This window comes from Cyanobacterium sp. IPPAS B-1200, from assembly GCF_001747005.2.
Taxonomy (GTDB): domain Bacteria; phylum Cyanobacteriota; class Cyanobacteriia; order Cyanobacteriales; family Cyanobacteriaceae; genus Cyanobacterium.
This window is the reverse complement of the sequence record NZ_CP182899.1, coordinates 568,042-592,251: the sequence shown is the minus strand read 5'-3', so window position 1 is coordinate 592,251 and position 24,210 is coordinate 568,042. Positions and strand designations below refer to the sequence as shown.

The window sequence follows — 24,210 nt, the reverse complement described above, 5'->3', positions numbered from 1 at the left end:
TATTAATGGTGGGGTGTGTATTTATCACCCTACTAATTTTTGTTTGAATGAAAGGATTAACAATGAACAACTACCCCTTAAATGAAGGTGAATTGTCCATTATTTATTACCTTAACTTTCCTCTTTCAGTTTCTCGATAAATTCGATCGCACGGGGAACACTTTCAGGGAAAATGACCACCAAACCATCGGCTTTTACTTTATCCAAACCTGTTTCGAGGGCTTCCATTTCGTCAATGATGACGTTATAACTAGCTTCAGGATTTTCGCTGAGGATACCTTTAACTATTAAATCGGCAACTTCTCCATTTTCCCGACCCCGTTTGTCATTATCTTCCTTGACAATGATATGGTCAAAGGTTTGGGCGGCGATTTTACCGAGTAACATCAAATCCTCGTCCCGTCTGTCTCCAGGACCGCCAATGACCCCGAGGCGATCGCCCTGCCAATTTTTAACAAAAGCCCCTACAGCCTCATAACCAGCGGGATTGTGGGCATAGTCCACCAACACAGAATGATCTTTTAATTCAAATAAATTCATCCTGCCGGGGGTTTGAGCCGCCCCTGGGTTGAAAGTACGTACTCCTTGGCGAATCAACTCAATATCCACCCCATTGACAAAGGCTGCCAAACTAGCTGCCAAAGCATTGGCAATCATAAACGGTGCCATGCCCTTCATGGTCACAGGGATATTTTCTGCCTTTTCGATGCGCAGAGTCCATTCCCCTTCAAAAATAGATAGATAACCGTTTTCATAGATAGCGGCTATACCATCCCGACGGAGATGATCCACAATGATGGGGTTATGTTGATCCATGGAAAAATAGGCTACTTTACCCTTAACATTTTTTGCCATTTCTGCCACAAGAGGATCATCGGCATTCAATACCGCATAACCATCGGGGTTAACGGTTTCAGCAATGATTCCTTTTACTTTGGCCATCTGCTCGATGGTGTCAATATCCCCCAAGCCGAGGTGATCCGCTGCCACATTCAAAACTACTCCCACATCACAGCTATCAAAAGCTAAACCAGAGCGGAGCATTCCCCCCCTAGCGCATTCTAAAACTGCTACTTCCACGGTGGGATCTTTCAAAATTACTCCCGCACTCAAGGGACCAGTATTATCACCTCTTTCCACCATATAATCCCCTAAGTAAATACCATCGGTGCTGGTGTAGCCCACAACTTTTCCTGTTTGTCGATAAAGATGAGCCAGTAGTCGGGTGGTGGTGGTTTTACCATTGGTACCTGTGACCGCCAGAATGGGTATTCTGCTGGAGTGATTATTGGGATAGAGCATTTCTAGCACAGGGCCAGCCACGTTGCGAGGTAAGCCTTGGGAGGGGGCTACGTGCATTCTAAATCCGGGAGCCGCATTAATTTCGACAATTACGCCATCTACTTCGTCAAGGGGTTTGGTAATGTCGGGGGTAACTATGTCTATACCTGCAATGTCCAAGCCGATAATTTTGGCTGCACGTTCAGCTATCCAAATATTTTTGGGGTGAATGTCATCGGTGCGATCAATAGCTATGCCTCCTGTACTGAGGTTGGCAGTGGCTCTGAGGTAGGCTCTTTCCCCTTGTTTTAAAACAGTATCCATTTCAAAACCCTGTCTTTTGAGAACACTGAGGGAGGTGCGATCGACACTAATACGGGTTAGGATATTGTCGTGACCATCTCCTCGATTAGGATCTAGGTTAGTCTGTTCGATCAATTCTTCAATGGTGGACTGTCCATCCCCCATGACATGGGCTGGAACCCTTTCGGACACAGCAATTAATTTGCCATTGATAACCAGAACACGGTGATCGTTACCTTGGTAGTATTTTTCGACAATTACCGAGCGGGTTTTGGAGGCTGCCGCTGCTAAATCATAGGCATCTTCAGCATCTTCACGGCTATTTATATCAATGGTGATTCCCCTACCATGGTTGCCATCAAGGGGTTTGATAACGATGGGATAACCCCCTACATCATGGACGGCATCGGCTAGTTCGTCTAAATAGTAAATTACTGTACCCCTAGGCACGGGAATTCCTGCATCTCGGAGGATGGTTTTTGTGCCTTCTTTATCACAGGCAAGTTCTACCCCTAAAATATTAGAATTTTCGGTGAGGGTGGCTTGAATGCGTCTTTGATTAACTCCATATCCTAGTTGTACCATGGAACGGGCGCTCAACATCATCCAAGGAATAGAACGGGTTTCGGCTTCTTTGATAATGGTTTCGGTAGAAGGACCAAGGGCGGAGGTTGCCCTTAAATCATTTAAATCAGCTATATCTTGGGCTAACTCTTGGGGGGGATAACTGCCATTTTCGATGATGGCGTTACAAAGTCGGACGGCGGCTCTACCCGCATAACGACCAGCTTCTTCATAGACATATTCAAAGACTACGTTATAAACTCCGGGGGTGCTGGTTTCTCTGGTGCGTCCAAAACCGACAGGCATCCCTGCTAATTCTTGTAATTCGAGGGCAATGTGTTCGATGATATGCCCCATATAGGTACCTTCTTTAACTCGTTCGAGGAAGCCTCCACGATGATCTCGGGAACAAAAGTGTTCGATCAAACTAGGGAGGGTTTCCACTAATCCTTCATAAAAGCCGGGGATTTCATTGGATGGTTTTTCGGCTATGTTTTCTAAGTCGAGACGCATCTGGATGAGCTTTTGTCTGCGAATGCTCCAATAATTTGGACCCCTTAAGGTTTGTGTTTTGAGGATTTTCATGCTGTTTCTGATTTTAGACGCTACTGGGTTTGAGAGCCATTTTTAAGTGTCTCGTTTTTGCTTGACTTTTTACTGTTCAGGGTGAACATTCTTTTATTTTTTGGGGATAATTAATATTTTATTCATTAAATATAATATTAATCGTCACTGGCGGCGGTGGGTTGATGGGTTTTTCGATTGTAACGATCGCCATGGCACAGTATATGAATTCTTAGGTTATGAAGGGCAAGGGGTGATTCGGCGCTGACTTTCCCCTGATTGGTGTAACTCATGGCTTGGGCATCGATGATGGTAACAGTTCCTTTGCCGACTACTTCTAAGTGATTGTCGGCGCTAAATAGGGCGCAGGTGTCTTCGTCAATGCCGATACCAATTCTTTCGGGATGGTTGGAAAGGGCGCTGAGTAATCTTGCCATACGGTTACGGTTGTGGAAGTGTTGATCGACTATGATTTCGGGAATAAAACCTAAGCCCATGGCCATATCTACCAAGGCACGGTTGGGGGATTCTCCACTACTACCCCCGGCAATCATATGATGTCCCATGACGGCTGCCCCTGCACTGGTGCCTCCGAGGGTGATTTCTCCTAGTTTTACCCTTTGGCGAATCCTTTCCATAAGGGGGGTATCGGAGAGTAAACCGCACAGTCTAAGTTGGTCGCCCCCTGTCATAAATACGGCGGTACATTGTTCTACATATTCTTGATAATATTTATCTTCTCCCTGGATGCGATCGCGCACGTCCAACACTTTTAAGTCTTTTACTCCCATATCACGGAAAATGGTTAGATAGCGATCGCCAATAATAGTAGGTTCTCGCGAAGCGGAGGGTATAATGGCGATGATGGCATCCGCGCCCCCTGCACAACGCCAAAAGGTTTGTAATATTTCTCGTCCATGTACTTTGTCCTCGGCACCTCCAATTACTAGCACTGAACTTCTTTGATATTGCTTCATGTTAATTCCTACTTGATTCTTTTTCTAAAATTACGCCAACAGATAGACACTTTCGGCTCCCAAAAACGTTTATCTTATGATCTCCTACACTATTTTATGGTTAAATTTGTAACATATCCAATAATTAACAGTTTGAGCAAAAACTCGTTATTTATATGCTCAAAGCTCACTTTATCAAATAATATCAACAGTGGAAATAAACGTTATTACCCTTTTTCCCGATTTTTTTACCTCTGCACTCCATGCGAGTTTATTGGGTAGGGCTTTAAAAAAGCAAATTGCGACGGTTAATTTGATCAATCCTCGGGACTTTACTACGGATAAACATCGTACGGTGGATGATGTACCCTATGGGGGGGGAGTGGGGATGGTTTTGAAGCCTGAGCCGATTTTTGCGGCGGTGGAGTCTGTGCCTAATATGGCTCCTCGGGAGGTGATTATGTTAACTCCCCAAGGGCAAAGAATGGATCAAAATTTGTTTAAGGATTTATCTACTAATTATCGACAGTTAATCCTCATTTGTGGTCATTATGAGGGTATTGATGAGCGGGTACAACACTTGGTAACTAGAGAGGTTTCTTTGGGAGATTTTGTGTTGACGGGGGGGGAAATTCCTGCTCTTACTCTTATGGATGGGGTGATACGTCTTTTACCCGGTACGGTGGGCAAAAAGGCTTCTTTGGAGCAGGATAGTTTTGAGGATGGTTTATTGGATTATCCTCACTATACTCGTCCCCCTGTGTTTCGGGGTTGGGAAGTGCCAGAGGTATTACGTTCTGGAAACCACGGTGCGATCGCCCATTGGCGCCATCAACAACAATTGGAGGCGACTCGCAAAAAACGCCCCGATTTATTACCAGAAGGGGAAATAGACCATGGGCAATAGTTAATTGTTACTGAGAATTTGCGCGGGCATCCTTAACGGCAAAAACAAAAGCCACAATACTTAAAGGAATGCTAAAACCTAATATTAAACTGGTGACATTTTGTCCTAATTCTGGATTACCCGAAGTTAATTCAAAAATACAGCCTACAACGGCGATCGCACTTACACAAGAAACCAGCAGTAAAATACCACTCTTAGGGGTCATATACATAAAAAAATACCAAAATTAATTATTAAAACTATTTATGCTATTTTAATTCATTGTCGGCGATGAAAAGATACTTATTCAAAAATTAAGCAAACCTAAATCATTTAGAGTCAAGTTATCCACTCACCAAACCATTAATTATTCGGCAAATCATCTATTTTTTTGACCGAAACATCCACCGCATTTACATCAATAGTACCTTCAGGAGTCACCCTTTCAAAATGTCCATGATTAGCAATCAAAGTCTCACCACAACTAGGGCAACGACACTGCTTATTATTAAATCCGGCAAAAGTATAATCACACACAGGGCAACTATCCTCCATCACATTGGTTTTTAGCCACCAACGAAAAGCCACCGCCCCAACAATAGGGGCAATAATCAAAAAAGCAAGGAAAATTAACACCCCATTAATAACCCAATCCCAGCCCACAATCGCCACAATCACCGTCATTATCAATAACAACAAAAGACAACCGTAATTAGCATAATTAGGATTAATTAAAATAGTTCTATAATCTGGCTTCACTTTCTACTCCTATACTTTTGTAGTTATTTGATTATAAAAAATAACAGGACCATAACAGGGGTGTTACCCACCTACTTTGTTGTTTTACAAGTGAAATATCAATCAAGAATTTTTGTGCCTTCGGCATCTTTCCGAACAATATTTCACCTCATCCCAAGATTTTTCCCATTTTTTACGCCACGTAAAAGATAAACCACACACGGGGCAAATTTTTGTGGGCAAATCAGATTTTTTTCTTTGTTTAGCCATAAAATATATTATTTTTTTAACAATTTAAAGCTAATATGATCAACTAGAAAAACTAAATAAATTGTCTAAAGTTTCCCATCCCAAACCCTTTCTAATTACCGTTGGTTCCGAGGTACTTAAATCAAGAATAGTAGAAACTTTTAAACTAGGATCATCATCATTATCTATAATAATATCAACTAACTTTTCTAAATGATCAAATAACCTAGCTTTTTCCCAATTATAGGAAGGATATTCTCCATCTTCGTCAGGTAAATGGGCAGAAGTCGAAATAATTGGATTATCTAAAGACTCTAATAAACTATGACAAATATTATTATCTGGTACTCTAATTCCTGTGGTTTTACGCTTAGGAGACATCACCAATTTTGGCACTAGTTTAGTAGTAGGTAAAATAAAAGTATAAGGTCCTGGAATAAGTCTTTTCATGATACGATATGCCTCATCACTTACTACCGCATATTCAGAAATATGAGATAAAGAAGAACATAAAAAAGTAAGGGGTTTATCACTGGATAACTGTTTGATTTGTCTTACTTTTTGCACGGCTGATTTAACATTTAAATCGCAACCAATAGCATATACTGTATCTGTGGGATAAAGCATAATAGCGCCTTGTTTGAGAGCGTCGGTAATTTGGTCAATTGATCGCCCTTGGGGATTTTCAGAGTTTAATTGATATATAGTAGCCATAGAATGTGTAATTAATCTTTACTAAAAATAATTATTAAAAAAGGTTGGTAAAATGTCTAAAATTGCTTATGTACAATGCCCCACAGGAATTGCAGGAGATATGTTTCTTGGTGCTTTAGTGGATGCAGGAATGCCCCTTAAGTATCTCATTGATAGGTTAAAAAGTCTTGATTTGGACGACGAATATACCTTAACAGAGGAAGATGTACAAAAACAGGGGCAAAGGGCAACAAAAGTTGATGTGAGTCTAAAACATAGTCATCACCATCACCATAGGCATTTACCTGAGATTGAGAAAATTATTACTCAAGCTAATTTAGCTGAAACTGTTACTAATAATAGTTTAGCAATTTTTAGGCAACTGGCGATCGCAGAGGGAAAAGTTCACGGCATTCCTCCCGAAAAAGTTCACTTCCATGAAGTAGGGGCAACGGATGCCCTCATCGACATTATTGGCACTTGTATCGGCTTAGATTACCTTGATATTAACACCTTGGAATGTTCCCCATTACCCACAGGGGGAGGCACTATCAAAGCAGCCCACGGGCGTTTATCTGTCCCTGTACCAGCGGTGTTAGAATTGTGTCAGATGGGAAAAGTGCCTTTGTATAGTAACGGTATCGATAAAGAATTAGTTACTCCCACAGGTGCCGCCATTGTCACTACTTTGGCTCAAAAATTTGGTCAACCCCCCACCATGAATTTACATAAAATTGGTTTGGGGGCAGGAAATCAAGATTTAACCATGCCTAATATTCTCCGTCTGTGGGTGGGGGAAAAGGAAGAAGCCATTGACGAGGAAACTGTGGCGGTATTAGAAACCCAAATTGATGATTTATCACCCCAAATTTTTGGTTATGTGATGGATGAGTTATTGCAATTGGGGGCTAGGGATGTTTTTACTCAATCTGTAGCCATGAAGAAAAACCGCCCCGGGGTGTTATTAACGGTAATTTGTGATTTGGATAAAGTAGGTATTTGTGAAAGGTTTATTTTTAGAGAAACTTCTACTTTAGGTATTAGAAAGCAGATACAATCTCGCTCTGTTTTGAGTCGTCACATGAAAACTGTTAATACAAAATATGGTGATATTAGGGTAAAAGTTGCTCAATATGGTTCGGAAGTTGTTAATATTCAACCTGAATATGATGATTGTGTTTTAATAGCTAAAAAGTTACAAATTCCCCTGAGTGAAGTAATCTTGGAAGCAAGAAAAAACATTGATAATCTACAATGAAGAATGATGATATTTCCTTTGAGTGATGATTGTAGTTGAGAGACATTCAACCTGCAACCTGACACCTAAAAATATATGTGGATTGTGAGACATGGTAATAGACATGATTTTGTTTATCCTGAATGGTTTAATTATGCTGAAAAGAAATATGATCCTCCGTTATCAGAAGATGGCATAATTCAAGCTAAAGCAGTGGCTAAAAGATTAGAAAAGGAGCCTATTAAACATATTTTTTGTTCTCCTTTTTTACGAGCCATAGAAACTGCTTACCCCATTGCGATCGCCCTTAATTTACCGATTAAAATTGAATCAGGGCTAGGAGAATGGCACAACAACGATTGGATGGAAACAAAACCCCTTACTCAATATCCTGACAACCTCGAAAAAAAATACCTCGATGTAATTAACTTGGATTATCAACCTCAGATATACCCTCCATATCCTGAAACTTTAGAGGAAATATATCAACGCACCGCTCAAACCACTAAAATATTAACGAACTACCATAACCCCTTAATAGTAGGGCATAGTGTTGCTATCCAAGGGATGATTAAGGCTTTATTAGAAAATGAATATCAACCCATCACTATTCCCCTGTGTAGCCTAAGTAAACTTAGGTATATTGACGATAAATGGCAATGGGAATTAAAAGCTGATACCAGTCATCTAAGCCATCTCCCACCGCCTATTATTGCCCATTAAAGATCGTTATAGTGTCTCTATACCGAGGATATTAACCAATGGTTTTTAAAACATCTTGGGCATGGGTGCTGGTTTGTACACTGCTATCTACATGGGTGATAACACCTTCACCGTTGATAATGTAGGTAACACGTTTGGCATAACCACCGCCATCAACGTCATAGGCTTTGGTAATAGCTTTATCGCTATCTACTAAAAGTTGGAAAGGTAAGCCATATTTTTCCTTAAAGGCTTTGTGGGATGCTTCATCATCCACACTCACACCCAAAACTACCATGTCTTTGTTTTGATATTCTTCGTAGTTGTCACGGAAACTTTGGGCTTGTTTGGTACAACCAGGGGTATCATCTTTAGGATAGAAGTACATTACCACGATTTTTCCGGCAAAATCCTTTAGGGAGACGGTATTTCCTTGATCATCTTTGGTGGTAAAGTCAGGGGCTTTTGTGCCTACGCTAAGAGCCATAATTATTATTCCTATCTTTTGATTAATTTGCTACTATTTATTATAACTTTACATTACTTCCCACCTTCCGCATAGTTCAAGAAAAAGCAAGAATACTACAAAAGAAATGATAAAAAAGATGAAGTGGAATAGAGTAAATTAGTTTTAATAAAGTAATGATAAGTCTAGAAAAATGTATGAATCAATAAACATTGAAATAGAAAATATTGATCATTTAGGTATAATAGCTGGAATAGTAGACGAGGTAGGCATTGTAGAGATTGTAAACCAAAAACTAGCATCCTATCCGATTAGACTCCACATCATTTCATGTGGATGGTAAATATGAAAATGAGGAAGAAGAAAATAGAAAAACCATCAAAATATGTCATGGGTATTCAAGAGATAATCGTCCAGATTTAAAACAATGTGTATTAAATTTAATAGTATCAGGGGACGGAGAAATACCATTATGGATGAAGTCAGGACAGCAGGGCAAACGCATACTCAACCAGACAAAATCTTAAGTAAATAATCATTGTCCCATCCTGCCTTTTTACCTCGAGAACAACTTTTTTCCTGATTTAACAAATTTAAGGCGATATGTCTGATTACTGCCATATTTTCACTACTGTTTCCTTTTCTGATTCTACTTTCATCCTCCCTAAACCCCACATCTAAACACCAATGTAATTCATTCTCTATTCCCCAATGACTTCTTATTCCTCGGGCGAAAGTTTCTACTCCATGATCTAAACTCGTTAAGTAGTAACTTCTTTCCAATGTGGCTTTTTGCCCTAAAATTTTTCTTTCTGATTCCACTATTCCGATAGTTTTTAACCCCACCCATTTTTCACTATCGATAAAATCTGCCACCGAATTCATCAACCAGTAACGACGTTTTTCAATTCGACCATGATTCTTTTCTATGGTTTCATATTTTTCCGCCAAGGATTTCTTGATAATTATTTTTCCATGCCCAATCAGATAATTGTTTTACATCCTCAAATAAATTACCTTGATTGCCTTTGAGGCTCAGAATATAGTCTCCCCCTTTTTTTATAATCCTTTTAGCTATGTCCTTTTGACACCCCATTGCATCAATGGTCACAATACAACCATTGAGTTCTAAAACTGCCAATAATTTCGGAATTGCCGTAATTTCATTGGATTTATCTTCTACTTTTAACTGTCCCAAAACCAAGTTATTATTGCTAGCCCAAGCACTTACCATGTGAATGGCACTTTGATTTTGACTCGAATCATAAGACTGTCGTAATGTTTTACCATCGATGGCTATTATCTCTCCTTGTGTCACTTGAGCAATATGATTAATCCAATCCAAGAAAGCTGATTGTAATTGCTTTGGACATAGACGAGCAAATAATTTAGAAATCGTATCATGAGAAGGAATACCATTGGGAAGTTCGAGAAACGTTTTTAGCCAAGATAGTTTACTTTTTCCATATTCTTCAATTTCTACCCAAGAGTCGGCACCACAAATGACTGCTAGAATTGTTAATGCCACCATATCAACTAATTTATGTTCAATCAAATAAGTGGTTCGCGGGTCTTCAATATTTTCAAAATATTTCCACAGGTATGATTTCTGACAAGTTTGAGAATTCACGGCAATTAATTCCCTCTATGATATATACCATATTACTTTCTCATAAATTTTGAGTATGCGTTTGCCCTGAAGACTTTAACTCTTTGTTTTACCTCTAATTTACTTTGTATTTGTCAAGAACCCTTTCCGACATAAAGTCCCACAATCTCACGGGTATCGACATCCAAAGCTAACCAAATCCAACATTTTTGCTGTTTATTTCCCACAAAAGACCACATCTCATCGCATTGAATTGTTAATCGCCCTTTTTTTTGAGGAAATATGCACGTGCTGGGGTATAGCGTCATGTTTCTGATTGACATAGTTTTGTAGCCAAAGCTCAGAAACATCACAGACTCGAGCAATACCAGCTAAAGAGAGCTTTTCGAGCAGGAGCTTGTCAATCAGCGGCTTTGTTTCAGGGGAGATTATTTTCTGTTGAGGCAAAAATAATTCTGCACAAAGTACTTCATCTTTTAATTTTACTTTAAATATTGCCCCATCCTTGATTTGCGGTCAGTTACTTCCTCAGAGGTTGAGATGAATTTTTGATGATCATAAGACAAATAAGACAAAGGAAATAAATTGCACTTGTTTTTTAAAAGAAATGAGATATAATTGAAATACACATCGATTATAATTAGTCGGCAAGTTTATGTCTCAAACATTAAACCAAGCAATCACCCCCATCAATAAAGAGGGATTGGAGCAGTTGGCAAAGAAAGCCCAAGGAAATCCTGAGGCGATCGCCACTGTAAAGGCAAAGACAGTGTTAGAAAGGAAGTTCCGTAACTTAAATTATGTGAGAGATTTACCTGCTCACGTAATTGACGAACCTCCCACCCTTTTGGGAGAAGACACTGCACCTAATCCCTCGGAAGCGATACTGGCAGCCTTAGGTTCATGCCTATCTGTGGGTATCCATGCCAACGCCATTACCAGAGGTATTAATCTAAACAAGTTGGAATTGAACTTGGAAGGAGACATTAATATTACTGGGGTGTGGGGAATTGGTGATTTGTCAGAAAAAAGACTGGGTTTTACTGATATTCGCGTCAAAGTAGATATGGAAGGAGATGCTAGTAGAGAAGAGTTGCAAGATTTAATTAATCACTCCAACAACTGGTCTCCCGTAGCCAATACCCTTCGTCTTCCTGTCAATATTGACGTTGCCTTAAACCAAGGAGGAAACTAACTGAAGCAAAAAAGTCACTAAAATTGTGAAATATATTTTTCATTACTTGTTCTTTTGTTCTTAATGTAGTGGGCTTCTCCAATAATTTTTAGCAAAAGTAAGGATGTAAATCTTTATGAACAGCGAATAAAAAATATTTGTTGGAGAGGTCAAAAAAACCCTAAAGTACCTCCACTCGGAGGTATTGAGGGGAAACAAAATGTTAATAATAATTTAATTGTATGCAATTTACCGTAGGATATCCACTGGAAAGGAAAAATGTTGATTTTTCTAGGGATGTAAAAAATGCGATCGCCCTTAGTTTATCTCCCCAAGTAAACAAAATCGATAGAGAGGGTTATTATCCCCGTGAATTCCTCCATCAATTAGGAGAAATAGGAGGTTTTGAGCAGAGCGTAACTGCCGCTTTTGGTGGTAATGGCAAAGGATTTAAAAGTGCCTTACAAGTCATTGAAGCTGTTTCCCAAACCTGTTTATGTACAGGGTTTATGACTTGGTGTCACATTGCCTGTGTTTGGTACATACAAAAAAGCAAGAATAACTACCTCAGACAAAAGATATTACCCCAGATTGCCACTGGACAAGTATTGGCTGGTACAGGTTTATCTAATCCTATGAAGCATTTTGCCGATATAGAAAAAATTGCCCTGACAGCAAAACCCTGTGAGGGTGGTTATATCATCGATGGTTTATTGCCTTGGGTATCGAATTTAGGACAAGGTCATTATTTTGCCATTGTAGCCAAAATTGTTGATACCAATGACTATCTAATGGCGATCGTTTCTGATGATTTTCCCGGTTTAAATCTCAAATCCACCGCTCATTTTATCGCCCTAGAGGGTAGCCAAACTTTCAGTTGTCAATTTCGAGAAGTGTTTGTACCTGATCAATATATCCTCGCTTCCCCTTGTGCTGATTACATTCAAGAGATTAAAGCAGGATTTGTACTAGCCCAAGTAGGTATGGGTTTAGGGGTGACACAGGCCAGTGTCAATGCCATGAAAAAATCTAATGTCAGATATGGTCATGTTAATGGTTTTCTTGATGACACTGTGGAATTTATCGAAGAAGATTTAGAGCTACTGCGTTTAAAAAGTTATGCTCTTGCGAACAAATTGAATTATCAAAAGACTCCTGATGACATTGATTTTTTTAAGAAGGTGGTCAAATGCCGTATTCAAGCCTCAGAATTAGCTCTACGCTCATCCCAATCCGCCATTTTATATGCTGGTGCGAGGGGTTACTTGCAGGGTAGTGATTTGGATAGACGTTTACGGGAGTCTTATTTTGTTGCTATCGTTACTCCTGCCTTAAAACATCTAAAAAAAATTCTGCACGATTTCACCCCCTAGCCCTCTTTCTTTGCTGACAAAAAGTCTTCAATATTCGGGAATTTAGGGGCAACATTTATCAAAAATAAATCAATCATGAATACTCAAACGGATTTTTTTCCTTCCTCTACCCATGTCAGAGATAGTATTGTCCTCGAAATTGATAATCTGAGCAAACAATATCATAGTCGTGGTGGCTCAATGACGGTTTTTGCTGACATCAATATAGAGATTAAACAACGGGAGATTATTTGTTTGTTAGGGGCGAGCGGTTGTGGTAAATCCTCTTTGTTAAATACAGTGGCAGGTTTACAAAAACCTGATCGAGGTGCCATTTATCTTCATGGGGAAAAAATTCTCCAACCTAGTCCTAAAATTGGTTTGATGTTTCAACAAGCATCTCTACTTCCATGGTTAACAGTAAGGCAGAATGTGGAATGGGGTTTAAAACTTCAATCTATGGCTTCTCTTTCTGCCACACAGTTAAATCAAAGGGTAAATCATGTTCTCACAGAGGTAGGTTTAGATAACTTTCATCGCTCTTATCCCCATCAATTATCGGGAGGAATGGCTCAAAGAGTGGCGATCGCCCGTACCATTGCTCGTTCTCCTCAACTATTACTTATGGATGAGCCTTTCAGCGCCCTAGATGCGATTACCCGCTTGGAAATGCAACAACTTTTACTCAATATCATTGCTCAGGAGGAATGTACTGCGCTGATTGTCACCCACGATATTGATGAAGCCTTACTATTGGGCGATCGCATTTTGCTCATGAGTCGTCACCCCGGCAGACTTTATCGAGAATGGATTATTAATAGTCCTCAACCAAGAATTAATCAGATTCATAACTTAATTGAAGTGCGATCAGAAATTATGGAAACCCTTGCCCAGGTGATGGGCGACTCCTACTAATAACTATAACCATTGTCATTTCTAATCTGCCGACTAACATAAAGAAATTGTTAATAATATGATCCATCAAATTTGTAACTGCTGTGGCATAAACCGCCGAGACTTTCTCAAGCTATCTTCTCTTTTTACCGCTTCAGCAGGATTAAGTCTTGCCATGAATGGCTGTACCAATCCTCAATCAACTTCTAGTAATACTACTAATACTACAGGAGCGGAGTTGAACCAACCCGTAAAAATAGGTTATTTACCCATTTTAGACGCATCCCCTCTTTTAATAGCCCATGCAAGGGGGGAGTACGAAGCTCAGGGATTGACCACCTAAGAACCTGTTTTATTTCGCTCTTGGGCGGCTATTGTGGAAGCATTTTTAGCAAAACAAATTAATGTAGTACATTTATTGAGTCCTATTACTGTTTGGCTACGCTACGGCAGAAATTTTCCAGGGAAAATTGTGGCGTGGAATCACACGGACGGCTCAGCTTTAACGGTATTATACCAAATCCTGTTTAGATAGTATGTCTATTTACTCGAAATCACTGGGGTTGATAGTAGTTATTAGTTTACTTTTAGTTTAGGATTTGGTATTACCTGAAATTAACACGGTACAAGACCTAGGAGGGAAAACTATTGCTGTTCCTTTCTGGTATTCTATCCATAATCTTGTTTTACAACAAATGCTTAAACAAGGCGGTTTAAAGGTTATCACCACATCGGGGAATGTTACCCTTCAGGATGATGAGGTGGGGCTGGTGGTTATGCCTCCTCCTGAAATGGTATCAGCTTTGGCGAATAAAAGCATTGCGGGGTATAATATTGTGGCAGAACCTTTTAACGCTGCTTCCGAGACAAACAACACGGGTAAACTGTTGCGTCTGACTGGGGATGTGTGGCAAAACCATGCTTGTTGTGTGGTATTTCTCCAAGAGGATGACATTAATAATCGTCCTGAGTGGACTCAAGGAGTGGTAAGTGCGATCGTTAAAAGTCAGTCATGGATGCGTCAAAATCGAGGAGAAGTTGCTCAAATTTTATCCACAGAAAATGGAAAATATACCCCTCATCCCGAAGCCGTATTACAAAAAGTTTTAACGGGATTTGATCCCCAATTTTATGCTCAGAAAGGAGCTGTCAAACATCTAAATTGGGAAAGTCAGCGCATTGATTTTCAACCCTACCCTTTTCCTTCTTACACAGAAAATCTAATTACTCTGTTAAAAGAGACTCAAGTAGAAGGGGAGACAAACTTTTTACAAGATTTAGATCCGAAATTTGTAGCGACAGATTTAGTTGATGATACTTTTGTCAAAAGGGCGATCGTTGAAGCTGGAGGGGCTCAAGTCTTTGGTATTCCTGAATCTTTGACTAGGCAAGAAAACTTTAGTGTTTAAAAGTATTTTTAGAATCTAAGGTTAAATTTTCGGACTTTAAAAAAACTGTAGGGGCTTACAATCTTAAGCCCCTACACAAATTTTTGCAGATGTTTAATACCTAAATGGTTTTTTCTGGGCCAGTTTCTATCGGAAGATTTGTTGAACTATACTCAGTCCATGAACCTTCATAAATTCTGACATTAGGATAACCTAGTAAATGTTTTAAAACAACATATTGCAAAGTTGCTTCTCTTCCTGTGCTGCAAGAAACAATGATATTATCCGTGGGTTGAATATTGCGACTTGCCAAAATCTCTTTAATATCATCCAGAGACTTCAATTTATGAGGATTTTTTAATGTCTCATCAGCATTATTTGCTTCGGTAAAAGTTTGCCAAGGAATATTTTTTGCCCCCGGAATATGACCGTTTCTAACCCAAAGATTAATTTTTCCTTCAAAAAGATCTGCTGGTCGGGGATCGATGATTACAACTCCCTGTTTACCTATTAAAGTTTGCAATTCGTTTAAATCTACCCTAACAGAAGTATTATCTCTGAGTGAAAATCTGCCCAGTTCATAACTGAGAAATTCTTTGGTAACAGTTTTATTGTCATTTACATAACCTTTATAACCGCCATCGACAACGGCAATATCTTCAACTCCTGAACGTTCTGATAGATAGGCCACCATGGTAGCACCTAAAATATTAACGTCATCTGAATAAACTATAACTTTATCATCATTGCTAATTCCCGCCTTAGCAAAAAGATCCACAATTTTTTCAGAATCCCAATATTGAACAGGTAAAAAACCATCAGGTCCTCTAAAAATATTATCGGCAACGTTTACGGCATTGGGGATATGTCCCTCAATATACTGCAAGGGATTAATTCGCACGTCTAAGACTTTCCAGTCAGCATTTTCCTCTACCCAACTTGGCGAAACAAATTGAATATTTGCAGATGTATTCGCACCAATGGGCGATAGGGATAACCAAAAAATACTTAAAAAAGCACCAAAAAATATAACTACAAGACGAATCAGCTTATTCCCTAGCCATGTTGTTGGGTTCCATGAAAGGGATTGATTGAAAAATGTACGTTGTTCCATTATTCTCTACATTTCACATAAAAGAGTTTTTTAAATTATACTGCAATTAAACTCTATTTGTTGTCAAAATAAATTAAAATACATTTAGAGATGATGTGATGTGTGATTTAAATTGCTATTTTATGGCTTGTAAAGATTCCATAGGGAATAATTGAGAGCCTAACAGCTTTTCAAAATTATAAAAATGTAAGTTAAATGGGTATTAGCTTACGAATAAATTAGTAAATCTTACAGATAGTGAAAATAGAAAATGACAGCACAAATAAGACCAAAATCAGGTTTTAATCCATTAATTGCCTTAATCAGAAAAGTACCAATCTCTTTATGGGGATTCATCATCACTGTGGGGATATGGTGGCTTTTTACCTCTCCTTTATTTCATGGTGACCAAATTCTCCGTGATTTTTCCCCAGAAGCTACTTTTATCACTGTTATCAAGTTATTTACATCGGGTAAGATTTTCCCCCATATCGTGGATAGTTTACGCAGGGTTTTTGTGGGTTTGATTTTGGCATCGGTTATCGGTATTCCTTTGGGTATTCTAGTGGGGGTTTCCAAATTATTAGATAAGGCAACCTCGGTATTATTCCAATTTTTACGGATGATTTCTCCTTTATCCTGGATGCCCGTAGCCGTAATGATTTTTGGAATTGGTGATTTTCCTGTTTATTTTCTCTTGACGGTGGCTGCTGTTTGGCCTTTAATGCTCAATACTTCGGCTGGGGTGGCTTCGGTAGATAAACGTTGGTTGTTGTTATCTCGTAGTTTATGTGCCAATCGTTGGGAAACTTTGACAAAAATTATTTTTCCAGCTATCCTCTCTCATTTATTTACGGGATTGCGTCTAGCTATCGGTATTATCTGGATTGTTTTAGTACCTGCTGAAATGCTGGGAGTTCGAGCTGGGTTAGGTTATTATATTCTTGATACGCGCGATCGCCTTTCTTACTCCGAATTATTAGCCGTTATTTTGATTATCGGTGCGATCGGTTATTTGTTAGATTTAGCATTTCGTTATGCTGATCATTATTGGCGCCATGATAAGTAAATAGGGTGCGCCGAAATTAAAAATCAAGGCTGTAACAAACGTCCTGCATTTTTTATTTTTATTCACAAAATTCTTCTTCAAGAAGTCGCCAACTAACAGAAACAACTCCTCTTTGTAAACTTAATCTACTAGCGATTTGTTCTAAAAGTTGGTCATTTCTAATTTGAGTTAACATTTCTGCTTCTACTTTTACTTTATCGGAAGTCTCGTTAAAATCATCTCTTTGCAAGGAACGCAAGGTAATATTGCTAGAAGTAAGAGATTGTAATAACAATGCTCTCACATGAATTTCTTGTTTTCGTTGACAAACTAAGGAAAATTGATAGGCTAATTGTATTTCTGTGCCTTGCAAAGATTGCTTGTTAATACGATGGGCGATGGGTCTTAAAATCGTATTAGAAAGTAACACGGCTACTGCTCCAAAAAATGCTTGATAAAGAAAACCACCACCAGCTAAAGATCCTATTGCTGCCGAACACCAAATGGTTGCAGCGGTGTTTAATCCTTTAACCGTTAAACCTTCTTTTAGGATAACGCCTCCAGCCAAAAATCCAATACCAGAGACTACCTGCGCCGCTATACGGGTAGGACTTGCATCATTAGGAGTTAGTTGAGAAAGAGTAACAAAAAGAGCTGAGCCTGTAGCGACTAAGGTGCTGGTTCGTAATCCTGCCATTCGTTGTCGCCATTGACGTTCAAATCCTAAAACAGAGCCGAGTAAAAATGCAACAGTTATTCTGACAGTAAAATCTGTCCATTCCATAGTTAATCATCTCCATTAAAGGTTAAGACTAGGTTAAGGATTATAGAATACAATTGCCTTTGTTATCAAGATGTGTTGTGATACATTCATGACGGAAGACAAAGGGAAAAGAAAAGATTGTACTGAGATCTTGCATTATACCAAATCCTGTTTAGATAGTATGTCTATTTACTCGAAATCACTGGGGTTGATAGTATTTATTAGTTTACTTTTAGTTTAGGATTTGGTATTAGAACACAAATACTTAATAAACAAAGTTTAGGCTGCAATGAAAAAAACAATATTTTTGTCATCGGTGCGATCAGTTATTTGTTAGATTTAGCATTTCGTTATGCTGATCATTATTGGCGCCATGAAAGCTAGACTAATACTATAGAGGATATTCTGGGAAGTTTTTTTATGGACTAAAATTGATTACATCGCCATTTTTAAATACTAATAATTGACCTGTGGGGACTTTTACCCATTGTTCATTATCCGTTAATGGCATGGTAGCAATGACAGCAACTCGGTCAGAATCATCAGTCACGGAGCGAAAATCTACGGTAATATCTTCATCTATGAGATGGGCGGTAGCAAAAGGGGCTTGACGAATAAAATAATATAAATTGGTTGTGGAATGAGTAAAAAGATATTCTCCATTAGAAAGCAAATAGTTAAAAATACCATACTCTGAAATAGTTTTAGTAATAGATTTTAATACAGGGTAAAGTTCATTTAACAAAGGTTTTTCTTGGGGAAAACTGTGCCGGAGAGTTTCTAAAATATAGCAAAAAGCCTTTTCGCTGTCTGTAGTGCCAACGGGTTGATAACTTCCATGCAATGGAGGCTCAAAATTGTGCAAATCACCATTATGGGCAAAAACCCAGTAGTTTCCCCACAATTCCCGCTGAAAAGGATGACAATTTTCTAGTCCTACTTTGCCGTAGGTTGCTTTGCGGATATGTGCAATAACATTTTTAGATTTAATGGGATAGTGTTTAACTAATTGCGCGATGGGGGATTTGATTGAAGGATTGTCATCTAAAAAAACACGACAACCCAAATGCTCAAAAAAGGCAATACCCCAACCATCAATATGTTCATCGGTTTTTCCACCTCTTGCACAAAAGCCTTCAAAAGAAAAACAAATGTCCGTTGGTACGTTGCAATTCATGCCTAAGAGTTGACACATTCGTTTTATTAAACATTATTAATCGTCAAGGTTGAGTATATTATACTTAAGCCGTATTGCATGCAAAAACTATAATTTTCATTCAAAACTATGAAATAGTTGATAATACTAAACCTAGCATTCCTCCCCCAACTATTAACCAGATAGAATTTATTTGATAACGTAAAATGAGAATCAGCGCCCCTATCCCCATCACAACGGTAATAGGATCAATTAATGCTTCTCTGGCTAAAATAAAAGCCACACCTACCATTAAACCAACGGAGGCAGCATTGATGCCATCGAGAAGGGCGCTGGTGACAGGAGATTTTCTTAATTTGTCCACCCAAGGATTAATGATTAAGACAAGGATAAAACTAGGTAGAAAAAGACCAAAAGTCGCAGTAATGGCTCCTAAATTACCAGCTAAAAGATAACCGATAAAAGTGGCGGTGGTCAAAATTGGGCCAGGGGTAAATTGTCCAATGGCGATCGCATCTAACAATTCCTGAGAGGTTAACCATTGATTTTGCTCAACTAATGTTCTTTCCAAAAACGCCAATAATACATAACCACTACCATATAAAAAACAACCGACTTTAAGGAAAAACAAAAAAACATTAAGAGGGGAAGGAGAAGTAATATTATCACCCACCACAGTTTGAGCGACCAGAGGGGATAAGGAAAACCAACCTCCTATCACTTTTCCTCGCAGTTGAATGATCATTACTCCTAATCCTACTCCTAGCAAAATGATTATTTCATCCCAACCGATAAAATAACCAATCACTGCTGCGATCGCCCCTAATCCTGTCAAGTTATTCTTTACAGCTTTTTTACCCAACTTCCACAGGGCTTGAACAATTACAGCAATAATCATTGGTTTAATACCGTATAAAACCCATTTGGTATCTAGTAGAATATTGAGAGGAACAAATTGATAAATGGAATAATGGCTTACTCTAGCAGTCTAAGTGATCAAGAATGGGAAATAATTAAACCTCTATTACCAAAGAAAAAAAGAACTTGTCCACCAAAGTGGTCTAAAAGACAAATTTGGGATGGTATCTTTTATCAACTCAAAAATGGCTGTAATTGGTCTGATTTACCAAAGGATTTACCTCCTTATTCTACCGTTTATTGGCATTATAAAAACTGGAAAAAAGAAGGTGTCTTTGAAACAGTGATGTGTGAACTTCACAAGCAATTAAGAGAAAAAGTAAAAAAATCCACTTGGACTCGATTAATTATCATCGATTCTCAAGCAGTGAAAAATACTTGTAATGCGGGGGTAGAGAGTAGAGGATTCTGTGGTTATAAACTCACCAATGGTATAAAAAGACATTTAGCAGTAGACAGTCTTGGCTTTCCCATTTTCACTTATTGTACAAAGGCAAGTATTTCCGATATCTTCTTCTTCTGTGGTGAATAGGGTTTTTATTCACAAAATTAATTTATTTTACTACCTAATAAAAATAAACTAAATAGGGTGCCACTATTCCATAAACTATGTACCATGATAGAGGATAGTAAACTGCGAGAGCGACTATAGACAAACCCTAATAAAATTCCTAGGGTTGCTAAGGGTAAGATTTCTGATAAGCTAAGATGGGCGATCGCAAAGATAACCCCACTAAGTATAATAGCCCCCCATACTGGCATATAACGGGTAAGAGAGGGTAACAAAAAGCCACGAAATACAATCTCTTCAAAAATGGGGGCGGCTACCGAAGCAGTCACAAAGAAAATAAACAAGGCTACTTTATCTTGGGATTCCAACGCCAACATCAATAAAGGATTACTACCCCCCTGCCCATCCCAAATTTGTTGGTTAAGGAAAGATACCAAAAACACGAGGGGAATGGCAGTTAAATAACCCCCTAAACCCCACCAAAGCCAATTTTTATTGGTCAATTTAAACCAACCTTCAGGCAGAGGAAAAAAGGGCTTTACGGATAAATACAACACCAATAAACCGCTACCTGCCATCAAAAAGTAACTAACTAATACATATAAAGCCTTGCCTCTAATGCTTAAACCCACAGGATTAAAACCACTAGCACTAAACAAAATTGGTAATAGTATTTGAGAAACGAAGAAAAAACCAATGATTAATACTTGTAAAATAGTTTCCCAATCCCATTTTAATTCCCATGATAAATTACCATTAACAGCAATAATGGATGATTCTTTTTTCAGTAACCATTGAATTAGTAAAAAGACGATTAAACCTGTGCCAATAACTCCTCCAAAAAAAGGAATAATACTAAGGATAACTAATCTAACAGTGGCTTTTTCTGCTAAGGTTTGTTGTTGTGATTTTACTTCTAATAATTTATCTTGATTATTGTCAACTTGATAATATTTTTCTAAGGCAGTTAAGGCAAACCAATCATCTAAGTTTTCTCTGATAATGGTTTCCGAATTTGCTTCTATGTTACCTTGAGATTGCCAAAGATTATTGAGGGTTGATGCCACTGAATTATTCGGTATTTGTTGCCAATATTGAGAGGCTTCTTCTACTTTATTTTGAGAGGCGTTAATAAGTCCTAATTTTATTTTTAATTGCTCGATTAATTCTTGATTTTTATTAAAACTTTGTTTAATTTGTTGCCTAGGGCTTTCTGATAAGGCGATAAATTCTTCTTCTTTTTCTTCCGCTTGTTTAAGGGCGGCATCTAGTACGTTTTGATATTGTTTTTCTGCTACTTGATAGGGATTATTTCCTACTAAGCTGGGGGCAAGTTGGTTTAGGTTTTCGTTGTCTGATGCTTCTAATTCGGCAACGTTGAGAATGAGATTAGTTTGATATAATTCTAGCTGCGATTGTACTTGGGGTTCTGCTAAACTTTGCCCAAGGGCAAAAAATACGCTGAGTAAGGATACAACTGTAATTATAGCTAAGAGCGATCGCTTTATATTCATATATTATTTATTAAATGGTTTTATTTATTACTGTATCAAAATTTGTCCTTTGAGAAAATAATAATGATATTTATCTAAAAATGTTTGATAATTTAGTATCTCATAAAAAATTAAGTAATACTAATTGCAAAAACTAATGCTATTCGATTTGATTTAGAGGCAAGGGGTTTAAACCTCTTGTTAAAAAGAAATATATTATGGATTCAATATAACTAGCCATAATTAAATCAATTTAGATAAGAAATAACAAAAGACTTAGCCCCTTATAAGAGTTTTAATAAAATAAGAGCTATAGTTAATTTTACCAACCTAATTAATCATTTTAGTTTTTAGAAAATGGGATAAAATTTTTCAGAGAAATAATATGACATTTATCATTTACTAATACAGAGGCTACAAGCATTTGATTATTTAGATTATTTAGTTTAATAATTGTTTTTTCCAAATCAAAACTATTAACTAAATTTCCTTTCAAATCTAAACATAATACTTTTCCTAAAGAGTTAGCACAGATAAAATATTTATCAAAAGATAAGATAAATTCAGGAGAAAATTTTAAGGGGATTCTTTTTACTTGAAAAGGCTTAAGGTTAATCAGAACCACATAATCAGTAAACTTTTCTCTGGCTAAAAAGTAATTTTTATTTTTTTGATTAACTTTGATATTTTCTAGTGGTAAATCGAGGCAATAGTTATTATACCAATCTCCTTTCCTGGTAAAAAATTTCCAAAATGAATAGTTTTTATTAATTTCTTTTTGTTCAAAACTTACTAATCCATGCCCTTGATCAAGGATAATAATTTCTTTGGGGAAAAAATCTTCTATTTCGGGCATCAAACAAGTTAAATCATCTAATTTTATTAGTTGAAAATTTTTGTCTAGTTTATCATTGATTGCTAAGGTTAACCAATTACCATTAGGGGCGATCGCACTTAGAAAATTATCAGCACAAAAGGAATAAATAAAAGTAATTTCATCAGAGAATAGATTGATACTATAACAACGAATATTATTAATATCTTTTGTAATAATAAAACAACCATTATCAAAAGGTTTTAGATCAAAAATAGTACCATCAATTTGATAAGTATTACTAGATTCTATTGTTAACTTATCATCTATTATTTGATATTGTTTTACTAAAAGTGTATTCCTATTGGCAAAATAAAAACAAGATTTATTGATCACAAATAGAGGAAAATAATCATCTAAAATATCAATAGTATCCGAATCAAAATTACCAGAAACATCCTTGACATAGCCATCAAAAAAAGGATTCTTCTCCGTAGTAACCGTCTCCAATGCCAACAAACATCGTAAAATTTGGGCTTTCATTTCCTTGGCAGTGCGAAAACGATGCTGAGGTAACTTCGCCAAAGCCATTTTTAGAGTGTCTTGTAACAAAGGAGGTAAATCAGAAGGAATATCAGGTAAATGGTTGAGATGCCCTATCATAATATCCTTTGGGCTACCCGAAAAAGGACGTTTTCCTGTCAACAACTCGTATAAAACTATCCCCATGCCGTAAATATCTGAACTATAGGAATATTTACCATAAAATTGCTCAGGAGCCATATAGGCAGGGGAACCAGTATCACCTAAACTGTTAGTATCATTACCCTTGTCTTCTGATTCAATTTTTGCTACTCCAAAATCTGATATTTTGGCAACCCAACCATTAGGAGAAACTGTTAATAAAATATTTTCGGGCTTTAAATCTCGGTGGATAATTCCTTTTAAATGAACACTAGATAAACCTGATAAAATATCAATAATTATCTTTAATTTTTGTTCAATATTTAAGGAAATAGAACTATCAATAAAATCTCTTAAGGTTCCACTATCACAATATTCCGTCACCAAGAAACGATGCTTTTTGCTATGCTCTAAACCCTGACAACGAATAATATTTTGATGGTCTAAACTTAATAAAATTCTAGTTTCTCGTAAAAACTTTTTTGTAGAAAACTTTTGGGAATCTAACTGTTTTAGGGCAAATAATTCCCCTGTTTGTCGATGAATCGCACTATACACTTTACCAAATTGCCCTTCCCCTGCAAGGCTTAACATTCGATAATTACTACTTTTCACCAGATGACACCCATAATTTTATCTTCGGATACTTATAGTATAACCACGGGCTACCTTTT

The 24,210-nt window shown here is 37.7% G+C and carries 24 protein-coding genes and 2 pseudogenes; 12 read left to right on the top strand and 14 right to left on the bottom strand.

Annotation, left to right across the window (positions count from 1 at the left end; translation table 11 throughout):
- Nucleotides 1-111 precede the first annotated feature (111 nt).
- Together cphA and A5482_RS02610 are read right to left on the bottom strand one after the other, a co-directional pair.
- On the bottom strand, nt 112-2,733 hold the full coding sequence (gene cphA, locus A5482_RS02615) for a cyanophycin synthetase (protein WP_069790473.1): 2,622 nt from the start codon (nt 2,731-2,733) through the stop codon (nt 112-114).
- A gap of 137 nt (nt 2,734-2,870) precedes the next feature.
- The gene (locus A5482_RS02610) at nt 2,871-3,689 is read right to left on the bottom strand and encodes a cyanophycinase (protein WP_069790474.1); all 819 of its coding nucleotides are present in this window, start codon (nt 3,687-3,689) and stop codon (nt 2,871-2,873) included.
- Nucleotides 3,690-3,879: 190 nt separating this feature from the next.
- Here A5482_RS02610 and trmD point away from each other — a divergent pair, with 190 nt between their 5' ends.
- Entirely contained in the window at nt 3,880-4,575 is a 696-nt protein-coding gene (gene trmD / locus A5482_RS02605; protein WP_069790475.1) for a tRNA (guanosine(37)-N1)-methyltransferase TrmD, read from the top strand.
- A 7-nt stretch (nt 4,576-4,582) separates the two neighbouring features.
- Here the strand turns inward: trmD and A5482_RS02600 are convergent, their stop codons facing one another.
- From A5482_RS02600 to A5482_RS02585, 4 genes are all read right to left on the bottom strand, one after another.
- Nucleotides 4,583-4,780 (bottom strand): hypothetical protein, encoded by a 198-nt coding sequence (locus A5482_RS02600; protein WP_069790476.1) that lies wholly within the window; start codon nt 4,778-4,780, stop codon nt 4,583-4,585.
- Nucleotides 4,781-4,917: 137 nt separating this feature from the next.
- Nucleotides 4,918-5,313, bottom strand: coding sequence for a hypothetical protein (locus A5482_RS02595; RefSeq protein ID WP_069790477.1), 396 nt, complete (start codon nt 5,311-5,313; stop codon nt 4,918-4,920).
- 102 nt (nt 5,314-5,415) lie between these two features.
- A complete protein-coding gene (locus A5482_RS02590; protein ID WP_071891693.1) occupies nt 5,416-5,562 on the bottom strand; it encodes a DUF2256 domain-containing protein in 147 nt (48 codons plus the stop codon).
- Nucleotides 5,563-5,601: 39 nt separating this feature from the next.
- The gene (locus A5482_RS02585) at nt 5,602-6,255 is read right to left on the bottom strand and encodes an L-threonylcarbamoyladenylate synthase (RefSeq protein WP_069790478.1); all 654 of its coding nucleotides are present in this window, start codon (nt 6,253-6,255) and stop codon (nt 5,602-5,604) included.
- A 52-nt stretch (nt 6,256-6,307) separates the two neighbouring features.
- Between A5482_RS02585 and larC the strand changes: the two genes are divergently transcribed.
- A complete protein-coding gene (gene larC, locus A5482_RS02580; RefSeq protein ID WP_069790479.1) occupies nt 6,308-7,492 on the top strand; it encodes a nickel pincer cofactor biosynthesis protein LarC in 1,185 nt (394 codons plus the stop codon).
- A gap of 75 nt (nt 7,493-7,567) precedes the next feature.
- Nucleotides 7,568-8,194: a histidine phosphatase family protein gene (locus A5482_RS02575; RefSeq protein WP_069790480.1), complete on the top strand. Its 627-nt coding sequence runs from the start codon at nt 7,568-7,570 to the stop codon at nt 8,192-8,194.
- 31 nt (nt 8,195-8,225) lie between these two features.
- Here A5482_RS02575 and A5482_RS02570 read toward each other — a convergent pair whose 3' ends face one another.
- The gene (locus A5482_RS02570) at nt 8,226-8,660 is read right to left on the bottom strand and encodes a peroxiredoxin (protein ID WP_069790481.1); all 435 of its coding nucleotides are present in this window, start codon (nt 8,658-8,660) and stop codon (nt 8,226-8,228) included.
- A gap of 172 nt (nt 8,661-8,832) precedes the next feature.
- On the opposite strand from A5482_RS02570, the pseudogene A5482_RS02565 reads away from it, so the two are divergent.
- A pseudogene (locus tag A5482_RS02565) lies at nt 8,833-9,127 on the top strand (DUF4277 domain-containing protein); the annotation flags it as partial.
- Nucleotides 9,128-9,146: 19 nt separating this feature from the next.
- Here A5482_RS02565 and A5482_RS02560 read toward each other — a convergent pair.
- Nucleotides 9,147-10,239: pseudogene (locus A5482_RS02560) on the bottom strand (ISAs1 family transposase).
- Nucleotides 10,240-10,903: 664 nt separating this feature from the next.
- Between A5482_RS02560 and A5482_RS02555 the strand changes: the two are divergent.
- The 6 genes from A5482_RS02555 to A5482_RS02530 all read left to right on the top strand — a co-directional run bounded on the left by A5482_RS02555 (nt 10,904) and on the right by A5482_RS02530 (nt 15,077).
- Entirely contained in the window at nt 10,904-11,443 is a 540-nt protein-coding gene (locus tag A5482_RS02555; RefSeq protein WP_069791559.1) for an OsmC family protein, read from the top strand.
- A gap of 221 nt (nt 11,444-11,664) precedes the next feature.
- On the top strand, nt 11,665-12,795 hold the full coding sequence (locus tag A5482_RS02550; RefSeq protein ID WP_069791560.1) for an acyl-CoA dehydrogenase family protein: 1,131 nt from the start codon (nt 11,665-11,667) through the stop codon (nt 12,793-12,795).
- A 75-nt stretch (nt 12,796-12,870) separates the two neighbouring features.
- A complete protein-coding gene (locus A5482_RS02545) occupies nt 12,871-13,689 on the top strand; it encodes an ABC transporter ATP-binding protein (RefSeq protein ID WP_069791561.1) in 819 nt (272 codons plus the stop codon).
- A 58-nt stretch (nt 13,690-13,747) separates the two neighbouring features.
- Nucleotides 13,748-14,011 (top strand): twin-arginine translocation signal domain-containing protein, encoded by a 264-nt coding sequence (locus tag A5482_RS02540; protein WP_242412006.1) that lies wholly within the window; start codon nt 13,748-13,750, stop codon nt 14,009-14,011.
- Between the two features lie 33 nt (nt 14,012-14,044).
- Nucleotides 14,045-14,203 carry a hypothetical protein gene (locus A5482_RS02535; protein WP_242412007.1) on the top strand — a complete coding sequence of 53 codons (159 nt, stop codon included), beginning with the start codon at nt 14,045-14,047 and terminating at the stop codon, nt 14,201-14,203.
- 64 nt (nt 14,204-14,267) lie between these two features.
- Nucleotides 14,268-15,077 (top strand): ABC transporter substrate-binding protein, encoded by an 810-nt coding sequence (locus tag A5482_RS02530; RefSeq protein WP_446684800.1) that lies wholly within the window; start codon nt 14,268-14,270, stop codon nt 15,075-15,077.
- A 100-nt stretch (nt 15,078-15,177) separates the two neighbouring features.
- On the opposite strand, the gene A5482_RS02525 is transcribed toward A5482_RS02530, so the two are convergent.
- Nucleotides 15,178-16,170, bottom strand: coding sequence for a sulfurtransferase (locus A5482_RS02525; protein ID WP_069791562.1), 993 nt, complete (start codon nt 16,168-16,170; stop codon nt 15,178-15,180).
- 250 nt (nt 16,171-16,420) lie between these two features.
- On the opposite strand from A5482_RS02525, the gene A5482_RS02520 reads away from it, so the two are divergent.
- Nucleotides 16,421-17,218: an ABC transporter permease gene (locus tag A5482_RS02520; RefSeq protein WP_141712707.1), complete on the top strand. Its 798-nt coding sequence runs from the start codon at nt 16,421-16,423 to the stop codon at nt 17,216-17,218.
- A gap of 58 nt (nt 17,219-17,276) precedes the next feature.
- Here A5482_RS02520 and A5482_RS02515 read toward each other — a convergent pair whose 3' ends face one another.
- From A5482_RS02515 to chrA, 3 genes are all read right to left on the bottom strand, one after another.
- On the bottom strand, nt 17,277-17,981 hold the full coding sequence (locus A5482_RS02515) for an MgtC/SapB family protein (protein WP_069791563.1): 705 nt from the start codon (nt 17,979-17,981) through the stop codon (nt 17,277-17,279).
- Between the two features lie 397 nt (nt 17,982-18,378).
- Nucleotides 18,379-19,155 (bottom strand): class II glutamine amidotransferase, encoded by a 777-nt coding sequence (locus A5482_RS02510; protein ID WP_069791564.1) that lies wholly within the window; start codon nt 19,153-19,155, stop codon nt 18,379-18,381.
- Nucleotides 19,156-19,243: 88 nt separating this feature from the next.
- On the bottom strand, nt 19,244-20,056 hold the full coding sequence (gene chrA / locus A5482_RS02505) for a chromate efflux transporter (RefSeq protein WP_255365559.1): 813 nt from the start codon (nt 20,054-20,056) through the stop codon (nt 19,244-19,246).
- A 30-nt stretch (nt 20,057-20,086) separates the two neighbouring features.
- On the opposite strand from chrA, the gene A5482_RS02500 reads away from it, so the two are divergent.
- Nucleotides 20,087-20,566, top strand: a complete 480-nt coding sequence (locus A5482_RS02500; RefSeq protein ID WP_446684799.1) for an IS5 family transposase — start codon at nt 20,087-20,089, stop codon at nt 20,564-20,566.
- Nucleotides 20,567-20,583: 17 nt separating this feature from the next.
- Here A5482_RS02500 and A5482_RS02495 read toward each other — a convergent pair whose 3' ends face one another.
- A complete protein-coding gene (locus A5482_RS02495) occupies nt 20,584-22,059 on the bottom strand; it encodes a CPBP family intramembrane glutamic endopeptidase (protein WP_069792033.1) in 1,476 nt (491 codons plus the stop codon).
- A 322-nt stretch (nt 22,060-22,381) separates the two neighbouring features.
- The gene (locus tag A5482_RS02490) at nt 22,382-24,151 is read right to left on the bottom strand and encodes a serine/threonine-protein kinase (protein WP_141712730.1); all 1,770 of its coding nucleotides are present in this window, start codon (nt 24,149-24,151) and stop codon (nt 22,382-22,384) included.
- Nucleotides 24,152-24,210 lie beyond the last annotated feature (59 nt).

Bases quoted from the DNA above. Each gene is read 5' to 3' on its own strand.
- A5482_RS02590 (WP_071891693.1), bottom strand. From the start codon at position 5,562: ATGGCTAAACAAAGAAAAAAATCTGATTTGCCCACAAAAATTTGCCCC.
- A5482_RS02610 (WP_069790474.1), bottom strand. From the start codon at position 3,689: ATGAAGCAATATCAAAGAAGTTCAGTGCTAGTAATTGGAGGTGCCGAG.
- larC (WP_069790479.1), top strand. From the start codon at position 6,308: ATGTCTAAAATTGCTTATGTACAATGCCCCACAGGAATTGCAGGAGAT.
- A5482_RS02510 (WP_069791564.1), bottom strand. From the start codon at position 19,155: ATGTGTCAACTCTTAGGCATGAATTGCAACGTACCAACGGACATTTGT.
- A5482_RS02570 (WP_069790481.1), bottom strand. From the start codon at position 8,660: ATGGCTCTTAGCGTAGGCACAAAAGCCCCTGACTTTACCACCAAAGAT.
- A5482_RS02585 (WP_069790478.1), bottom strand. From the start codon at position 6,255: ATGGCTACTATATATCAATTAAACTCTGAAAATCCCCAAGGGCGATCA.
- cphA (WP_069790473.1), bottom strand. From the start codon at position 2,733: ATGAAAATCCTCAAAACACAAACCTTAAGGGGTCCAAATTATTGGAGC.
- A5482_RS02525 (WP_069791562.1), bottom strand. From the start codon at position 16,170: ATGGAACAACGTACATTTTTCAATCAATCCCTTTCATGGAACCCAACA.
- A5482_RS02540 (WP_242412006.1), top strand. From the start codon at position 13,748: ATGATCCATCAAATTTGTAACTGCTGTGGCATAAACCGCCGAGACTTT.
- A5482_RS02500 (WP_446684799.1), top strand. From the start codon at position 20,087: ATGGCTTACTCTAGCAGTCTAAGTGATCAAGAATGGGAAATAATTAAA.
- A5482_RS02495 (WP_069792033.1), bottom strand. From the start codon at position 22,059: ATGAATATAAAGCGATCGCTCTTAGCTATAATTACAGTTGTATCCTTA.
- A5482_RS02520 (WP_141712707.1), top strand. From the start codon at position 16,421: ATGACAGCACAAATAAGACCAAAATCAGGTTTTAATCCATTAATTGCC.
- A5482_RS02515 (WP_069791563.1), bottom strand. From the start codon at position 17,981: ATGGAATGGACAGATTTTACTGTCAGAATAACTGTTGCATTTTTACTC.
- A5482_RS02575 (WP_069790480.1), top strand. From the start codon at position 7,568: ATGTGGATTGTGAGACATGGTAATAGACATGATTTTGTTTATCCTGAA.
- A5482_RS02550 (WP_069791560.1), top strand. From the start codon at position 11,665: ATGCAATTTACCGTAGGATATCCACTGGAAAGGAAAAATGTTGATTTT.
- A5482_RS02600 (WP_069790476.1), bottom strand. From the start codon at position 4,780: ATGACCCCTAAGAGTGGTATTTTACTGCTGGTTTCTTGTGTAAGTGCG.
- A5482_RS02555 (WP_069791559.1), top strand. From the start codon at position 10,904: ATGTCTCAAACATTAAACCAAGCAATCACCCCCATCAATAAAGAGGGA.
- A5482_RS02545 (WP_069791561.1), top strand. From the start codon at position 12,871: ATGAATACTCAAACGGATTTTTTTCCTTCCTCTACCCATGTCAGAGAT.